The following is a 14,669-nucleotide window of genomic DNA, read 5'->3' on the forward strand; positions in this document are numbered from 1 at the left end:
ACAAGTACCGGGCTCGGCTCTGGTTCGAAGTTTGATTAACCGGAGGAGGCCCGACGACCGCCCCCGCCCTCTCCGCCGACGGCGGCCGGCCCATGACAGGTGGGGTGTCACGCGAGCCAGATCTTGTCGAAGCGGGCCCAGTCGAGGGTGTTGGCGGGAGCGGTCTTGGACACCCCGCGCACCTTGGGCGCGCTGGCGACGATCCAGTCCGCGAAGCCCCAGATCAGGAAGCCGCCCTCGTCGTGGAGACGGCGCTGCATGCGCTCGTAGAGGGCGGCGCGCTGCTTCTCGTCGCGGGTGGACTGGGCCTGCTGGTAGAGGTCGTCGAAGTCCTTGTGCTGCCACTTCGTGGCGTTGGTGGTCGAGCCGGTCAGCAGCCGCTGCGAGATGTGGGACTCGATGGGCATGGCGCCCGAACGGTACGAGGCGAACGTCCCCGAGGACAGGATGTCCTTCCAGTACGTGTCCTTGTTGCCCACCTTGACCTCGACGGTGACCCCGGCCTTCGCCGCCTGCTCCTTGAAGATGCCGGCGGCCTCGACGAACCCGGTGGCGGCGGGGGCGGTGTCGAGGGTGACCTTCAGTCCCTCGGCTCCGGCCTCCTTGAGGAGCGCGCGGGCCTTTTCAAGGTCCTGGGTGCGCTGCGGCAGGCTGCTCGCGTAGTACTGGCACCCCTTGCCGAAGAGGTCGTTGCCGATCTCACCCGCGCCGGAGAGGGCGCCGTCCACGAGTTCCTTGCGGTCGGCGATGAGGAAGAAGGCCTGGCGGACCCGGGGATCGTCGAACGGGGGGCGGTCGGTCTTCATGACGAAGCCCTGCATGGCGCTGCCCGGGAGCCGGACGATGTCGATCTTTCCCTTGCCCTCGTGGGTGCGGGCGGTGGCCGGGTTCAGTTCGTGGGCGTACTCGACCTGGCCTCCGAGCAGGGCGCTGACGCGTGCCGACTCCTCGGAGGCGATGACGAACTCCAGCTCGTCGAGATGGGGTGCGCCCTCCCAGTAGGCGTCGTTGCGCTTGACGACCAGGGAGCTTCCGGGCTTGAAGGACACAAAGCTGAACGGGCCGGATCCGACGGGCTTGTCGAAGGCGGCGGCGTCCTTGGGGACGATGTACGCGCCGAACGCCGCGAGGACGTTGGGGAATTCGGCGTACGGTCGCTTGAGCTTGAACTCGACGGTGGCGGCGTCCACGGCGCGGCTCGCGTCGAGGTCGATGGGCTCCAGCGAGGCCTTGGCCCGGAAGGTGCCCTTCGGGTCGGCGATCCTGCGGTAGCTGTAGAGGACGTCCTCGGCCGTGACCGGCCTGCCGTCGTGGAAGGCGGCCTTGCGCAGGGTGATCCGCCAGGTGTCGAGGGCCTCGTTGGGGTCCCAGCGCTCGGCGAGCCGGGGCACGGCGGCGAGGTCGGCGCCGAAGTCGGCAAGCTTGTCGAACAGGGCCTTCGCGCGGGCGGCGTCGACGAAAAGGTTCGCGGCGTGCGGGTCGAGGGTCTCGTTGGCGCCGCCGCCGGCGAAGGCGGCACGCAGCCGGCCGCCGGACTTGGGCGCGCCGTCCGCGGCATCCTTGGCGTCCGGAGTGGTGCCGCCGGTGCCGCATCCGGCCGTGACCGCGAGGGCGGTGGCACCGGTGGCGATCAGGAAGCCTCTGCGGGCGAGGCTGGAACGAGGGTCGTTCATGGGGTGGTGTCTCCGTTGCTGCGGTGGGGCATGAGCCGGGCGATGAGGTGGAGGCGGTCGGAACTCGTGGTCCCGTGCGGGGGGTCGCCTTCGCTCCAGGACGGTTCGGTGCGGGGGCCTGGGCCGTCATGCAGGGCGAGGACCTCGAACCCGGCCGAGGCGAGGAAGTGCCGGAGCTCCTGCGGGAAGAGGAGGCGCCAGGCGGAGTGCTGCTCCTGCGGTGCCGATCCGTCGTCGGCGGTCCAGGTGCGGCGGCGGCGCAGGAGTTGTGCGCCGTGGTCGATCCACAGGGTGGTGTGCGACGTGTACGTGGTCCCGCGCCAGCCGAACGCGGCGGCGCGCGGGCCGTCGAGCAGCTCGGTGCTGCCGAGGAAGAAGGCCCCGTTGCGCATTTCCGCGACGAGGAGTCCGCCGGGGGTGAGGTGGGCGCGGCAGCGGGCGAGGAAGGCCGTCAGGTCGTCGTTGGTGTGGCAGTACAGCAAGGCACTGTCCAGGCAGACGATCGCGTCGAACGCGGCCCCGAGGTCGAAGTGCCGCATGTCCGCGAGCCGGTAGTCAGGACCGGGGTGGTGGGAGCGGGCGTGCGCCAGCATGGCCTCGGCGGTGTCGATACCGGTGACCCGCCGGCCTGCCTCGTGGTGCAGCCAGGCCGCGTCGCGGCCGGTGCCGCAGCCCACGTCGAGGACGCGGGGACCGGCGCCGTGCCGGGCCAGCACGTCCTCGGTCCAGCGGGCCGCGAGGTGGTCCCGGTCGGGGAAGCGCTCTTCGTACAGCTCGGGATGGTCGGTGAGGAGATTTCCGCTGGTGGCAGGGGTCATCGGGTCTCGCTTCGGGGACGGGCGGGGGCAGGCGCGGACAGCGTCTCCGGGACCGCGGGCTCCGGCAGCGCGCGCCGCCGGTCCAGACGGGCCACGGCCGCCGCCGAGGCCAGGCCGAGGGCGAGGCAGCACCCGTACGGGAGCCAGGTCAGGCCGGTGCTGCCCGCGGTGTCCATGGACCAGCCGATCGCGGCGCTGCCGACGGCGGCCGCGATCCCGGACACCGCGTAGAAGAAGCCGTAGAGAGTGCCGGTCAGGTTCTCGCGGCCGAAGGCCGGTATCAGCTCCATGACGAACGGCTGGGCGATCATCACGCCGAGGTGCAGCAGCAGCGCTCCGGCCAGGATCGGGAGCAGGTAGGCCGGGTGCGGGGTCGGGGCGCCGGCGACGAGGACCGGTGGGACGAAGCCCAGGCCCATCACGCCGAGTCCGGCAGCGATCCAGCGGGCGCGGCTGCCCCGGGCCTTGAGCGATTTGGTGATGCGCAACTGGAACAGCAGGTTCGCGATCGTCCCGGCGAGGAACAGCAGCCCGATCGAGCCGTCCCGGCCGGACGCCCGCACCGCTGCGTCGGGCAGCAGCAGGTAGAGCTGGCTCTGCAGGCCGTACATGCCGACCATGGCGAGGCAGAACGCGAGGAAGCGGCGGTTTCCGGCTGCTTCGCGCCAGTCGTCGAGCAGGCCGGTGTCGGGGGCCGGGGCTTTGCGGGCGGGTAGCACGAGCAGCTGTGCGAGGGTGAGGACGGCGAACACCCCGGCCGCGGTGACGGCGGCGGTACGGAAGTCGACGAGCAGCAGCAAGGTGCCGAGCAGCGGGCCGAGCAGCGCGCCGGTGGTGGCGAAGACGTTGAAGAGGGCGAAGGCCTCCGCCTTGCGCCCGCCGGCCTCCTGGGCGACGTAGGTGCGCACGGCGGGGTTGAAGAGGGCCCCCGCGAGCCCGCTGAGTATGGACGCGGCGAGCAGCAGCGGCAGGCTGTCGCCGAGCGCGAACAGGGCGAACCCCACGGTCCGCAGGGCGCAGCCGGCGATGATCACGCCGCGGGCGCCGAGCCGGTCGGCGGCCGAGCCGCCGATGAGAAAGAGCCCCTGCTGGCTGAGGTTGCGCAGTCCCAGCACCACGCCGACGACGGCCGCCGAGAGCCCCAAGTCATCGGACAGGTGGGTGGCGAGGTACGGGATGAGCAGGTAGAAGCCGGTGTTGACACCCAGCTGGTTGACGAGCAGGAGCCGCACGGCGGGTGGGAAGCTGGATACCGAGGTGAGGGTCTTCACCGTACGGCCTCCACGTGGGCCCGTCTGACGCCCAGGCCGGGGCGGTTCGCGGCCCGTACGGTGCCGTCGGTACCCCCGATCCCCGCCCACGGGTCGTCGGCGAGCAGCAGGTGTCCGTCGAGGTCCACCCAGCGGGCCCGGTCCGCGAGGTGTACGGCGGGTGCGATGCCGAGCGAGCTGGCGGCGAGGCAGCCGAGCATCAACTCGGTGCCGCTGCCGCGCAGGGCTTCGTATATCCGCAGGGCAGCCCGTACTCCGCCGCATTTGGCCAGTTTGACGTTGACGCCGTGCACCAGTCCGGCGAGGGCTGCGGCGTCCTCGTAGGAGACGGCGTCCTCGTCGGCGATGACGGGGACCGGGGACTCCTTCGCCACGCGGGCCAGGACGTCGGGACGGCCGGGCGCGATGGGCTGCTCCACCGCGGTGACGCCGAGGGCGGCGAAGCGCGGAAGGAGCTCCAGGCTCTGACGTTCGGTCCAGGCCCCGTTGGGGTCGAGCAGCAGCTCCGCGTCGGGGGCCGCCGTGTGTACGGCTGCGACGCGGGCGAGGTCGTCCGCCGGGTCCGGGGCTCCAGCCTTGACCTTGAGGACGCTGAAGCCGTGGCCGGCCAGGCGTGCGGCCCGGGCGGCCGCGAGGCCGGGCGCGACGATGCCGATCGTACGCGCGGTGGCCGCGGCCGGCGGGGCGTCCGTGCCCAGCAGCTGGTGGGCGGGCCGGCCGGCCCGTTTGCCGACCAGGTCGAGCAGGGCGGCTTCGAGCGCGGCGAGCACGCCGGCCGGCAGGGCGCCCGCCCGGTATTGCGCCCATGCGCTCTCGGGGTCGGGGAAGGCTTCGACGGCCGGGCGTGCGGCGGCCAGGTGGGCGAGGATGCGTGCGGTGGGCAGCCCGAGGTAATCGCTGCTGACGGCTTCACCCCAGCCGCGCAGGCCGCCGTGTTCGATGCGGACCCACACGGCGTCGCGGCGGTCCATCACCGAGCGGGAGATGCGCAGCGGCTCGGCCAGTCGCAGTTCGGTGGTGTGCCAGGTGAGCTTCATGCGGCGCCTCCCTGCGCGGGTACGGAAACACGTGGGCGGGCGGCGGCCACGGGATCGACGACGGTGCGGCAGCGGGCCCAGCCCACGGCCTCGGCCGCCTCCGGGTGGCGGATCTCCAGCGGACGGACGGCGAGTTCGGCCCGGTCCAGGCCATGGGCGTGGCAGAAGTCGTCGTCGTAGACGGTGCCGAGGTAGCGGTGCGGCCCGTCGGGGAAGACGGTCGCCACCACCGCCCCCGCTTCCACCCGGGCGGCCCAGGCGGAGACCAGGGCGACGGCGCCCGTGCTCCAGCCACCGCTGACGAAGCTGGTACGGGCGAGCCGGCGGCAGGCGTCCACCGCCTCTGCCGGGCCCACCCAGTGCACCTCGTCGAAGGCGTGGTGGGCGACGTTGCGCGGGTGGATGCTGCTCCCGAGCCCGCGCATCAGGCGGGGGCGAACGGGCTGGCCGAAGATCGCCGAGCCGACCGAGTCGACGCCGATCACCTTCAGCCGCGGCCAGCGGCGGCGCAGCGGGCCGATGAGCCCGGCGCTGTGACCGCCGGTGCCGACACTGCAGACGAGGACGTCGAGGTGGTCCAGCTGGGCGGCGAGTTCGGCGGCCATCGGGAGGTACCCGGCCGCGTTGTCGGGGTTGTTGTACTGGTCCGGCCAGTAAGCCTCCGGCATCCGGTCGAGCAGCTCGCGCAGCCGGGTGATCCGAGCGGCCTGCCACCCCCCTTCGGGAGCGGGACGGTCGACGAGCTCCAGGTGGGCTCCGTAGGTACGCAGCAACTGGCGCATCGACGCTTCGAGTTCGGTGTCGCCGACGAGGAAGACAGGGTGCCCGAGGGCCTGGCCCGCGAACGCGAGACCGATGCCGAGCGTGCCGGAGGTCGACTCGACCACGGGCGCCCCCGGGCGCAACTCACCGCGCCTGCGGGCGCCCCGGAGCATGGAGAGCGCCGCGCGGGCCTTCATCCCGCCCGCGCCGAGGCATTCGAGCTTGGCCCAGAACCCGGGTTGCGGGTAAGGGAGTTCGGTTCGGATCCGAGCCAGCGGGGTGCCCCCGGCCAAGGACAGCAGGTCAGCGTTTCCCACGTCGGCAGGCGGCCGGTGCAGCAGGGGGGCGGTGGTCACCGGGCGCCTCCGTAGCGGTGGATGACCCCGGGGCCGCCGTCGAGCCAGAAGAAGGGGTAGGGCTCGGCGGACACGGCGCTCACTCCGGCCCCGAGGAAGCGGGGCAGGACGGCGCTGCCGGTCTGGGCGAACACCACCAGGGGCTTTCCGGTGGCCCCGGCGTGGTCGAGCAGCGGCTGGAAGCTGCCGTTGCCGAGGGTCATGCCGGAGGCGAGGATCGCGTCGCAGGCGTCCAGCTCCGCCAGGGCGTCCGTCCGTACGGCCTCGCCCCACTCCGTGGTGCCGCCCTTGAGGTCGCAGGGCACGTAGCCGGCGCCGCGCTCGCGCAGCTGTTCCAGCAGGGAGTTGACGACGCCGACGACGAGGACTCGTTGCGGGCCGCTCGGCAACAGGTCTATGACCGCGCGGGCGCGCGCCCTGGAGCGGTGCAGGGAGCTGCCGGCGGGCAGGGCGTACGGGCGGGCCCCGTGGTCGGCGGTGTGCGGCCGTACGGACATCAGGTAGGCGTCGAGCGCCGCGATCCGCACGGGAAGCAGCTGGTGGTCGAGCAGTTCGGCCACGGTGGCGCCGACGCAGTCGTCGAGCGCGCGGGCGGGCAGGGCGCCCGGCTCGACGGCGCAGGATCCGACGGCCGCGCCGAGGCGCAGGCTGAGGACCTCGTTGCGGTAGCCGCTCGCGCGGCCTTCGTGACGTACCGCCTGGGCGGTGGTGAAGGCGAGCGCGATGCGCTGCTCGGCCGGGCCGGGGCCGTAACCTCCGGTGCGGACGTGCGCGACGAGCTGGTCGACCGTGCGGACGGTGGGCTCATGCAGGGTGGGAGCGGTCATGCGAGCACCACCGAGGGCAGCTCGGCCGAACACGCTCCGAACGTGGGGTGCAGGCGGGCGAGGAACCGCTCGGCGCTCTCGCGGGCGCCGCTGCCCCGGGTGTCGGCGGTCATGACGTGGCCGAGGTACTCGTTGTTGCTGGTCGCCGCCCGTACAGGGCGGCCCGGCTCGGCGAGGGCGAGTTCCAGGACCTCGGGCTCCTCGCGCACGCCGTCGGCGCCCTCGATGCCGGTGAGGATGCCGGTGGTGTCGGGGAGCAGGAAGACGATGGCGGCACTGTGCACGCCGGTCGCGCGTGGGGTGAGGTCCGGGATGCGACCGAGGGCCACCTCGACGCAGGCAGCGGCCAGGTCGACGCCCGTGACGTGGCGGACCAGTTCGGTGATGCGGTTGCCGGCCGGGCGGGGGTTCACCTCGACCACCCTGGGTCCATCGGGGGTCAGTTTGATCTCCGTGTGGCAGACCACGTGGTCCAGGCCGAGGGCCTTGATCGCCGCCACCGCGGTGTCGGCCGCTTCGCACTCCAACTGGGCCGCGAGGCCCGCCGGGAACATGTGGCCGCTCTCGATGAAGGCGGGCGCCCCGCCGACGCTCTTGTCCGTGACGCCGACGACATGCGTGGCACTGCCGAAGGAGACGGTCTCGACGCTGACTTCGGGGCCGGTCAGAAGCTCTTCGAGGAGGACGACGGTCGTACGGTCCTGTCCCCGCGCGTTGACCGGGAATGCGGCCAGCGCCCGGCAGGCCGCATCCAGCTCCCCCTCGTCGCGCACCTCGCGGACCAACATCCCGCCGCACAGGTCCACAGGCTTGACGACCAGCGGATAGCCGATCTCCCGGGCGGCCTCAGCCGCCCGCTCCGCGTCCGCGCACAGCGCGAAGCGGGGGCCGGGCACCCCGGCCTCGGCCAGCACCCGGCGGGTCAGATCCTTGCGGCAGGCCGCCTCGACCGCGGACGCGGCGGGGCCGGGCAGGCCGAGGCGCTCAGCCGTACGGGCGACCGCCGGCAGGTAGTAGTCGCAGGAGGAGACGACCCCGTCGAACCCGAGCACGTCATGCAGCCGCTCCAGGTGCGGCAGCAGTGCGTCGATGTCGTTGGTGTCCGCGGTGATGAGGTTGCGTGCGGCGAGCAACGGGTGCGGCCCGTCGGCGGGGGCTGCGCGCAGGTAGTGGTGCAGGTCCCTGGTGACGAACGTGAACTCGTGCCCGCTCTCACGGATGGCCCTGGGCAGCAGCCTGCTCATCGACCCCACCCAGCTCTCGATAACCAGCAGATGTCCCACGGGACTTCCTCTCAGACCGCCGTCACTGCTCGTGGTGCGTACGAGCCGGTCCGGACACTATCGGAAATCGTTTTCATTTCCAACAGGACGGATTTCGGGTAGCCTGCCGCTCCTGGAACCAAGGACTGAGGCGGAGTGATGAGAGATCGGATGCGGGATCAGGAGATCGGCCCGTACCTCGTACGGCACGCAGGACCCGAGGACGTGGCGGGCGCGCGGAGCGTCATGCTCGACACCTTCTACCGGGAGTTCGACTACGGGTACGTGCCCAGCTGGCACGACGACGTCGTCGACATCGAAGGCACGTACGTGAGACACCCGCGCCACACCCTCGTGGTGGCGGTACGGAACGGTGAGGTGGTGGGCACCACCGCGCTGAACTCACGGGGCCCGGTCCACCCGCCGCACCCCCGCCGGCTCGCCGAGCGCTACCCGTCAGGGCGCACCGCTCAGCTCCTGCGCGTGTACGTGCGGCCGGAGCACCGCCGCCACGGGCTGGCCCGCGCGATGGTCCGGGCCGCGTGCGACTTCGCCGCGAGCGTGCCCGGCTACGAGAGCATCTACCTGCACACCAATGTCGACATCCCCGGCGCGGAGGGGTTCTGGCGCAGCCTCGCGACCGAGGTGTTCGACGCCCGCGAGACGGGCGAGCACGGCGGATACGGGACGGTCCACTTCGAGATCCCGGTCCCGGCTCCGGCCGCCGCCATCAGGTGACCCGGCGCTCCTCCAGCGGTGCCCGCATGAGGCATGGCCCCCACCAGCAGCCTCCGCTCCCCCGAAGTCCCCGGCTTCAGCGCCACTGCCGACCGGCCACGGACCGGACGTGCGACCATGTTGCGACCACCATGGCTCCGGACGCACGAAAGGCCGCCCTCTCACGTATGAGAGAACGGCCTCCGACCTGCGTTTCCGCATGGTCGGGACGACAGGATTTGAACCTGCGACCCCTTGACCCCCAGTCAAGTGCGCTACCAAGCTGCGCCACGTCCCGATGGCCCTCTGACCTGGGGTTTCCCCTGGCCGGACCAGCACGAGAACAATACCGCACTTCCCGGGGTGGTCGCGCGCGGGTTTCCGTGGTCGGCGCGAACTGACATAGAGGGTGACCGGTGCTTGACCTGAAGTCCGCTTGAGGAAGCACAGTTGCTGTATGACGCAGCTAACCGCGGACACGGAGTTCCGCTACGAGGATCTGGGCCGGCTCATCGCGCTCATGACCGGGGCCGAGAAGCACGGGCCCGCCGCCACCTCCACGCTCGACGCGCTGTGGGTGCTCTACGACCGGGTCCTCCGCGTCGGGCCCGGGACCGCCGGGGATCCGGGGCGGGACCGGTTCCTGCTGTCCAAGGGGCACGGGCCGATGGCGTACTACGCGGTGCTCGCCGCGAAGGGGTTCTTCCCCGTCGAGTGGCTGAGCGGATTCGGGTCCTACGACTCCCCCCTCGGGCACCACCCCGACCGGACGCTGATCCCCGGCGTGGAGATCGGCAGCGGCTCGCTCGGGCACGGGCTCCCGCTCGGCGTCGGCAGTGCGCTCGGGCTGCGGGCGCAGGGGCTGGACGACCCGGCCGTGTGGGTGCTGATCGGGGACGCGGAGCTCGACGAGGGCAGCAACCACGAGGCCCTCGCCTACGCCGGGTCGTCCGGGCTGGAACGGCTGCACACCCTGGTCATCGACAACGACTCCGCCACCCACGGCTGGCGCGGCGGGATCGCCTCCCGCTTCGAGGCGGCGGGCTGGACGGCCGCCACCGTGGACGGCCGCGACCACGAGGCGCTGTACGCCGCTTTCACCGCACCGCATCCGGGCCGGCCGCACGCCGTCGTCGCCCGCGTCGAGAAGAAGTTCTGAGGAGGGGGCGTCATGGACGTCACGGACACCATGCGCGAACGGTTCGTCTCGGTCACGTCGGAGCTGCTCGACGAGGACCACCGGCTGGCGGTCGTGCTCGCCGAGATCACCATGGACGGGTTCCGGCCCGCCCGGCAGCGCCACCCCGACCGGGTGATCAACGTGGGGATCCGGGAGCAGCTGCTCATCGGTGTGGGCGGCGGGCTGGCCCTCACGGGTCTGCGGCCCGTGGTCCACACCTTCGCCAGCTTCCTCGTGGAGCGCCCCTTCGAGCAGGTCAAGCTGGACTTCGGGCACCAGGACACGGGCGGGGTGCTGGTCAGCGCCAGCGCCAGCTACGACTGGCCGGCCGGCGGGTTCACCCACATGGCGCCCGGTGACGTGGCGCTGCTGGACACGCTCGACGGCTGGACGGTCCACGTGCCCGGCCACCCCGACGAAGCCGAGGCGCTGCTGCGCCACGCCTACGCCGCCGGGGACGACAAGGTGTACGTCCGCCTCAGCCAGCTGTCCAACGCCCGGCCGCGCCCGGTCGGCGACCTGCGTTTCCAGACCGTACGCACGGGACGCGCGGGCGTGGTCGTCGCCGTCGGGCCCACGCTGGACGAGGTCCTCGCCGCGACCGAGGGCCTCGACGTCACCGTGCTCTACGCCGCCACCGTGCGGCCCTTCGACGACGCGGCCCTGCGCACCGCCGTCGGGCACGCCGCGCCGGACGTCGTCCTGGTCGAGCCGTACCTCGCCGGCACCTCCGCGGCCGCCGCCGGGCAGGCCCTGATGGAGGTCCCGCACCGGATCCTGCCGCTCGGCGTCGGCCGGGCCGAGCTGCGCCGGTACGGCACGACCGGGGAGCACACCGCCGCCCACGGCCTGGACGCGGCCTCCCTGCGGCAGCGCGTCACCGGGTTCCTGCGCTGAGCGCCCGGGGCGGGGGCCGGCGTGCCCCCGCCCGGCCCCGCGCCGTCAGCCGTGCCGGTCCTCCCGGCCGTGCAGCAGCGCCACCAGCTCGGCGGCGAGCGCCTTGACCGTGTTCAGGCCCTGCGTGCCCCACCTCCGCGGTACCACGTCCACCGCGCACACCGTCCCCAGGACGATGCCCCGCCGGTCGACGAGGGGCGCGCCCAGGTAGGAGCGCACCCCGCTCTCGTCCACGACCGCGTTGCCCGCGAAGCGCGCGAAGTCCCGTACGTCCTCCAGGACCAGGGCCCGGCGCCGCACCACCACGTGCGGGCAGTAGCCGTGGTCGCGGGCCAGCACCCGTGCCGGGTAACCGCCCTGCGCGGCGCCCGCGCCGTGGTGCAGGCCGGCGAAGAACTGCCGTTCCTCCCCGACGAAGTTGACCCCGGCGTGCGGGGCGCCCAGCGTGCGCGCGACCCGCGCCGCGAAGGCGTCGAGTTCGGTGTCCACCCGTTCCCCCAGGCCCAGTTCGCGCAGCCGGACGGCGCGCGCCGGGGCCTCCCGGTCCACCGGGGTGAGCAGCAGGTGGCCGGTCGATTCGTAGTAGGTCATGGCGGTTCCCCCGGATCCGAGTGGGCTTGCCTGGCGGTGGAGAGCAGATGGTGGACGAGGGCCGCGAGGGTGCTCGTACCGGACCGGGTCAGCCGCGCGTCGCACCGTACGACGGGGACGCCCGGGTCGAGTCCGACCGCTTCGCGGACCTCCTCGGCGGTGTAGCGGTGGGAGTCGTCGAACTCGTTGACGGCGACGACGAATCCGATCCCGCGCCGCTCGAAGAAGTCGACGGCGGGGAAGCAGTCGTCCAGACGGCGGGTGTCGGCGAGCACCACGGCTCCGAGGGCGCCCGCGCACAGCTCTTCCCACAGGAACCAGAAGCGCTGCTGCCCGGGCGTGCCGAACAGGTAGAGGACGTGCCGGTCGTCGAGGGTGAGGCGGCCGAAGTCCAGCGCGACCGTCGTCGCCGTCTTGGTCTCCACCCCGTCGAGGGGGTCGGCGGACTCGCTCAGCCCGCTGAGGAGTTCCTCCGTGCACAGCGGCTCGATCTCGCTGACCGCGCCCACGAAGGTGGTCTTTCCCGCCCCGAACCCGCCCGCGACCAGGATCTTCAGGGTCGCGGGCAGGGCGGGGGCGTCACAGCCGCCGGCGTAGGCCATCGAGCACCGCCCGTAGCAGGGTCTGGTCGTCGTCGGCGAACGAGCCGCTGCCGCCCGGGAAGCGGGGCGCCCGTACCGAGACGGCCCCGTACTCCATCAGGTCGGACAGCAGCACCTTCACCACCACCGCCGGGAGCCGCAGCTGCCCGGCCACCTCGGCGACGGTCACGGCGGCCGTGCCCGCGCAGATCCGCAGCGCGAGGGTGTGTTCGGCGCCGAGCGGGACGCGCGGCCGGACCCCGGTGGCGGTCACCAGGGACAGCAGGTCGAGGTGGACGGCGGCCCGGGTGCGGCCGCCGCTCGCGGTGTACGGGCGCGTGACGCGGCCCGCCGAATCGTCCAGCCAGGGCGTGTCGCGCGGTGCGCCGGATCCGTGGGCCCCCCTCGCCCAGGTCCTCATCGCTCCGCGTCGGCGGTGTGCGCGGGGCGGCGCGGCGGGGCGGCCAGGTACGGCCTGACGCTCTTGACCAGCATCGCCATCTCGTAGCCCAGTACGCCCGCGTCGGCCTCCCGGTCCGCGAGCACCGCCAGGCAGGTCCCGGAGCCCGCCGCGGAGACGAAGACGAGGGCCGTGTCCAGCTCGACCACCACCTGCCGGACCTCCGCCCCCTCCCCGAAGCGGGCTCCGGCGCTGCGGCCCAGCGAGTACAGGCCGGAGGCCAGGGCGGCCATGTGGTCGGCGCTGTCCGGGTCCAGGCCGTGCACGCAGGTGACGAGCCCGTCGGCGGTCAGCAGCACCGCGCTGCGGGTGTACGGCACGCGTTGGACCAGGCCGCCGAGCAGCCAGTCGAGGTCCGAGAGGCTGCTGGTCTTCGTCGCCACTTCGCCTGCCATGGGGGTGTGCTCCTTGCTGGGGTGAGGGGTCCGGGCGTGGGGCCCGGTTCATGCCTGCTGCTCCGACTGGGCGAGTCCGAAGCCGCGCTGGAAGGCCGCCATCAGGCCCGGGTCGTGTACGGGCTGCTCGGCTTCCGGGGCCCGCCGCGGGGCGGGGGTCTCGCGCAGCTGGGGCGCGAGGTGCTGCTGGGCCCGGCGCCGGGGCAGCGCCGGCCGGTCCTCGTCGACGCGGGCGGGCGGCACGGTCGCGTACCCGGGTTCCGGCGACGCCTGCGGCGGTACGGGCGACAGCGCGGCTCCCGCCCCGGCCGGTGCGGGCCGGGCGGGCGCGGCACCGGGAGCGGGAGCGGCCGGAGCCGGGGCCTCCGCCTCCGCCCTCCACATGCGCTCCCGATCCGGCTCCGCGTCCGGCCAGGGCGGCGGCGCCGGCATCTCCGCGCCCCGCTCCCCCTCCGGCCAGGGGCCCGGCACGTGTACGCGTACGGGTTCCAGCGGAGGGACCGCGCTCCCCTCGCCGGTCCCCCACGAGGTGGCCCGCGACCCGCCCGCCGCGTCGGCGGCGCCCGGGGCCTCGGCGCCCAGCAGGGTCCGGGGCAGCACGAGCACGGCGAGCACCCCGCCGTAGATGTTGGACTTCAGCTCGACGGCGATGCCGTGGCGCCGGGCCAGTGCGGCGACGACGTAGAGGCCGATGCGGCCGTCGGCCAGCAGGTGCCGGACGCTGACCTGGTCGGGGTCGTCCAGCAGGGCGTTCATCCGGTGCTGTTCCTCGGTGGGCATGCCCAGCCCGCGGTCCTCGACCTCGACGGCGATCCCGGCCGTGACCCGCTCCGCACGCACGACGACGTCGGTGTCGGGGGCGGAGAACACGGTGGCGTTCTCGACGAGTTCGGCCAGCAGGTGCACCACGTCGGCGACGGCGTGTCCGCGCACGGTGCCGCCCGCCGGGGGCACGACCTTGACCCGCGTGTACTGCTCGACCTCCGCCACCGAGGAGCGCAGCACCTCGCTCAGGTCGATGGGCCGGGTCCACTGGCGCCGCGAGGCCGACCCGCCGAGCACGGCGAGGTTCTCGGCGTGGCGGCGGATCCGGGTGGCGAGGTGGTCGACGTGGAAGAGCTCCTTGAGCAGGTCGGGGTCCTCGACGGAATCCTCCAGATCGTCGAGGAGGGAGATCTCGCGGTGCACGAGCGACTGAAGGCGACGCGCGAGGTTGACGAAGACCTCCACCTTGCGGTCGCTGTCGCTGGGAGCGGCCGGGACGGCCAGGCGTACCAGCGTCGTGTGCGCCTGTTCACGGGCGCCCCGCAGCTCCTGCGCGAGCAGCCAGAACTCGTCCACCCCGGCGGGATCGGAGGCCGGCGCCGCGCCGGTCGGGCCCCCGCGCACGGGCCGGCCCGGGTTCTCGCCGCGCTCCAGCCGCTCGGCGGCCGTGCGCAGCTCCTGGCGGCCGCGCACGCTGGAGCGGCGCAGGGCCTCGCAACGGTCGCGGACGGCCTTGGCGGAGCGCTGGGCGCCGAGGAGGGCGGCGGCGAGGGCGCCGACGAAGAGCAGGGCGCAGCCGGTGAGCACGGGCCAGAGCCGGGCGTCGCGTTCCCCGGCGCCGCCGCCGAGCTGGAGGGTGAAGATCACCGCGGCGGCGCCGCTGAGCCCGGCGGCGAGGGTGGGGAGGACGGCCGCGCGGAGCAGTTGGGGGCGTATCTGCCGGCCGGGTCCGGTGACGGCGTGTCTCGACGGGGAGTGGCGGGCGGCGCGGAGTCCGGACATCGGCGTCCTCGGTACGTGGGGCCCGGCCCCCAGCGGTCCCGGGGCCCGGTGTTGATCACCGGATACCCACGCTAG

General features: G+C 73.3%; 15 protein-coding genes and 1 tRNA gene. 3 read left to right on the forward strand and 13 right to left on the reverse strand.

Annotated features, from left to right (window positions below; genetic code table 11):
• Window positions 1-107: 107 nt before the first annotated feature.
• The 7 genes from ACFV0Q_RS25880 to ACFV0Q_RS25910 are packed head-to-tail and all read right to left on the reverse strand — an operon-like array spanning window position 108 to window position 8,027.
• Window positions 108-1,673, reverse strand: coding sequence for an ABC transporter substrate-binding protein (locus ACFV0Q_RS25880; protein ID WP_385008748.1), 1,566 nt, complete (start codon window positions 1,671-1,673; stop codon window positions 108-110).
• Window positions 1,670-2,491 (reverse strand): class I SAM-dependent methyltransferase, encoded by an 822-nt coding sequence (locus tag ACFV0Q_RS25885; protein WP_385008749.1) that lies wholly within the window; start codon window positions 2,489-2,491, stop codon window positions 1,670-1,672. Before ACFV0Q_RS25885 ends, ACFV0Q_RS25880 begins: the two co-directional genes overlap by 4 nt.
• The gene (locus ACFV0Q_RS25890; RefSeq protein WP_385008750.1) at window positions 2,488-3,762 is read right to left on the reverse strand and encodes an MFS transporter; all 1,275 of its coding nucleotides are present in this window, start codon (window positions 3,760-3,762) and stop codon (window positions 2,488-2,490) included. Before ACFV0Q_RS25890 ends, ACFV0Q_RS25885 begins: the two co-directional genes overlap by 4 nt.
• Complete coding sequence (locus tag ACFV0Q_RS25895) at window positions 3,759-4,799, reverse strand: enolase C-terminal domain-like protein (RefSeq protein ID WP_385008751.1); 1,041 nt, start codon at window positions 4,797-4,799, stop codon at window positions 3,759-3,761. The genes ACFV0Q_RS25890 and ACFV0Q_RS25895 overlap by 4 nt, the downstream gene beginning before the upstream one ends.
• Window positions 4,796-5,917, reverse strand: a complete 1,122-nt coding sequence (locus ACFV0Q_RS25900; protein WP_385008752.1) for a PLP-dependent cysteine synthase family protein — start codon at window positions 5,915-5,917, stop codon at window positions 4,796-4,798. Before ACFV0Q_RS25900 ends, ACFV0Q_RS25895 begins: the two co-directional genes overlap by 4 nt.
• Window positions 5,914-6,744: a Rossmann-like domain-containing protein gene (locus tag ACFV0Q_RS25905; RefSeq protein WP_385008753.1), complete on the reverse strand. Its 831-nt coding sequence runs from the start codon at window positions 6,742-6,744 to the stop codon at window positions 5,914-5,916. Before ACFV0Q_RS25905 ends, ACFV0Q_RS25900 begins: the two co-directional genes overlap by 4 nt.
• Window positions 6,741-8,027, reverse strand: a complete 1,287-nt coding sequence (locus tag ACFV0Q_RS25910) for an ATP-grasp domain-containing protein (RefSeq protein ID WP_385008754.1) — start codon at window positions 8,025-8,027, stop codon at window positions 6,741-6,743. The genes ACFV0Q_RS25905 and ACFV0Q_RS25910 overlap by 4 nt, the downstream gene beginning before the upstream one ends.
• A 150-nt stretch (window positions 8,028-8,177) precedes the next feature.
• On the opposite strand from ACFV0Q_RS25910, the gene ACFV0Q_RS25915 reads away from it, so the two are divergent.
• Window positions 8,178-8,744 carry a GNAT family N-acetyltransferase gene (locus tag ACFV0Q_RS25915; protein WP_385008755.1) on the forward strand — a complete coding sequence of 189 codons (567 nt, stop codon included), beginning with the start codon at window positions 8,178-8,180 and terminating at the stop codon, window positions 8,742-8,744.
• Window positions 8,745-8,944: 200 nt separating this feature from the next.
• On the opposite strand, the gene ACFV0Q_RS25920 is transcribed toward ACFV0Q_RS25915, so the two are convergent.
• Window positions 8,945-9,021, reverse strand: a tRNA-Pro gene (locus tag ACFV0Q_RS25920).
• Window positions 9,022-9,180: 159 nt separating this feature from the next.
• Between ACFV0Q_RS25920 and ACFV0Q_RS25925 the strand changes: the two genes are divergently transcribed.
• Complete coding sequence (locus ACFV0Q_RS25925; RefSeq protein WP_385008756.1) at window positions 9,181-9,882, forward strand: transketolase; 702 nt, start codon at window positions 9,181-9,183, stop codon at window positions 9,880-9,882.
• A 12-nt stretch (window positions 9,883-9,894) separates the two neighbouring features.
• Window positions 9,895-10,800 carry a transketolase family protein gene (locus ACFV0Q_RS25930; protein WP_385008757.1) on the forward strand — a complete coding sequence of 302 codons (906 nt, stop codon included), beginning with the start codon at window positions 9,895-9,897 and terminating at the stop codon, window positions 10,798-10,800.
• A 45-nt stretch (window positions 10,801-10,845) separates the two neighbouring features.
• Here ACFV0Q_RS25930 and ACFV0Q_RS25935 read toward each other — a convergent pair whose 3' ends face one another.
• From ACFV0Q_RS25935 to ACFV0Q_RS25955, 5 genes are read right to left on the reverse strand one after another with little or no spacing between them, the layout of a single operon-like run.
• Window positions 10,846-11,391 carry a GAF domain-containing protein gene (locus ACFV0Q_RS25935; RefSeq protein WP_385008758.1) on the reverse strand — a complete coding sequence of 182 codons (546 nt, stop codon included), beginning with the start codon at window positions 11,389-11,391 and terminating at the stop codon, window positions 10,846-10,848.
• Window positions 11,388-11,993 (reverse strand): ATP/GTP-binding protein, encoded by a 606-nt coding sequence (locus ACFV0Q_RS25940; RefSeq protein WP_385008759.1) that lies wholly within the window; start codon window positions 11,991-11,993, stop codon window positions 11,388-11,390. The genes ACFV0Q_RS25935 and ACFV0Q_RS25940 overlap by 4 nt, the downstream gene beginning before the upstream one ends.
• Window positions 11,971-12,393, reverse strand: coding sequence for a DUF742 domain-containing protein (locus ACFV0Q_RS25945; protein ID WP_385008760.1), 423 nt, complete (start codon window positions 12,391-12,393; stop codon window positions 11,971-11,973). Before ACFV0Q_RS25945 ends, ACFV0Q_RS25940 begins: the two co-directional genes overlap by 23 nt.
• Entirely contained in the window at window positions 12,390-12,827 is a 438-nt protein-coding gene (locus ACFV0Q_RS25950) for a roadblock/LC7 domain-containing protein (RefSeq protein ID WP_385008761.1), read from the reverse strand. The genes ACFV0Q_RS25945 and ACFV0Q_RS25950 overlap by 4 nt, the downstream gene beginning before the upstream one ends.
• Window positions 12,828-12,875: 48 nt before the next feature.
• Complete coding sequence (locus ACFV0Q_RS25955; protein WP_385008762.1) at window positions 12,876-14,594, reverse strand: sensor histidine kinase; 1,719 nt, start codon at window positions 14,592-14,594, stop codon at window positions 12,876-12,878.
• Between the last annotated feature and the right edge of the window lie 75 nt (window positions 14,595-14,669).

The sequence above is a fragment of the Streptomyces sp. NPDC059564 genome (assembly GCF_042735575.1).
Lineage (GTDB): Bacteria > Actinomycetota > Actinomycetes > Streptomycetales > Streptomycetaceae > Streptomyces.

Bases quoted from the DNA above. Each gene is read 5' to 3' on its own strand.
- ACFV0Q_RS25880 (WP_385008748.1), bottom strand. From the start codon at position 1,673: ATGAACGACCCTCGTTCCAGCCTCGCCCGCAGAGGCTTCCTGATCGCC.
- ACFV0Q_RS25885 (WP_385008749.1), bottom strand. From the start codon at position 2,491: ATGACCCCTGCCACCAGCGGAAATCTCCTCACCGACCATCCCGAGCTG.
- ACFV0Q_RS25895 (WP_385008751.1), bottom strand. From the start codon at position 4,799: ATGAAGCTCACCTGGCACACCACCGAACTGCGACTGGCCGAGCCGCTG.
- ACFV0Q_RS25905 (WP_385008753.1), bottom strand. From the start codon at position 6,744: ATGACCGCTCCCACCCTGCATGAGCCCACCGTCCGCACGGTCGACCAG.
- ACFV0Q_RS25915 (WP_385008755.1), top strand. From the start codon at position 8,178: ATGCGGGATCAGGAGATCGGCCCGTACCTCGTACGGCACGCAGGACCC.
- ACFV0Q_RS25925 (WP_385008756.1), top strand. From the start codon at position 9,181: ATGACGCAGCTAACCGCGGACACGGAGTTCCGCTACGAGGATCTGGGC.
- ACFV0Q_RS25930 (WP_385008757.1), top strand. From the start codon at position 9,895: ATGGACGTCACGGACACCATGCGCGAACGGTTCGTCTCGGTCACGTCG.
- ACFV0Q_RS25935 (WP_385008758.1), bottom strand. From the start codon at position 11,391: ATGACCTACTACGAATCGACCGGCCACCTGCTGCTCACCCCGGTGGAC.
- ACFV0Q_RS25940 (WP_385008759.1), bottom strand. From the start codon at position 11,993: ATGGCCTACGCCGGCGGCTGTGACGCCCCCGCCCTGCCCGCGACCCTG.
- ACFV0Q_RS25945 (WP_385008760.1), bottom strand. From the start codon at position 12,393: ATGAGGACCTGGGCGAGGGGGGCCCACGGATCCGGCGCACCGCGCGAC.
- ACFV0Q_RS25950 (WP_385008761.1), bottom strand. From the start codon at position 12,827: ATGGCAGGCGAAGTGGCGACGAAGACCAGCAGCCTCTCGGACCTCGAC.
- ACFV0Q_RS25955 (WP_385008762.1), bottom strand. From the start codon at position 14,594: ATGTCCGGACTCCGCGCCGCCCGCCACTCCCCGTCGAGACACGCCGTC.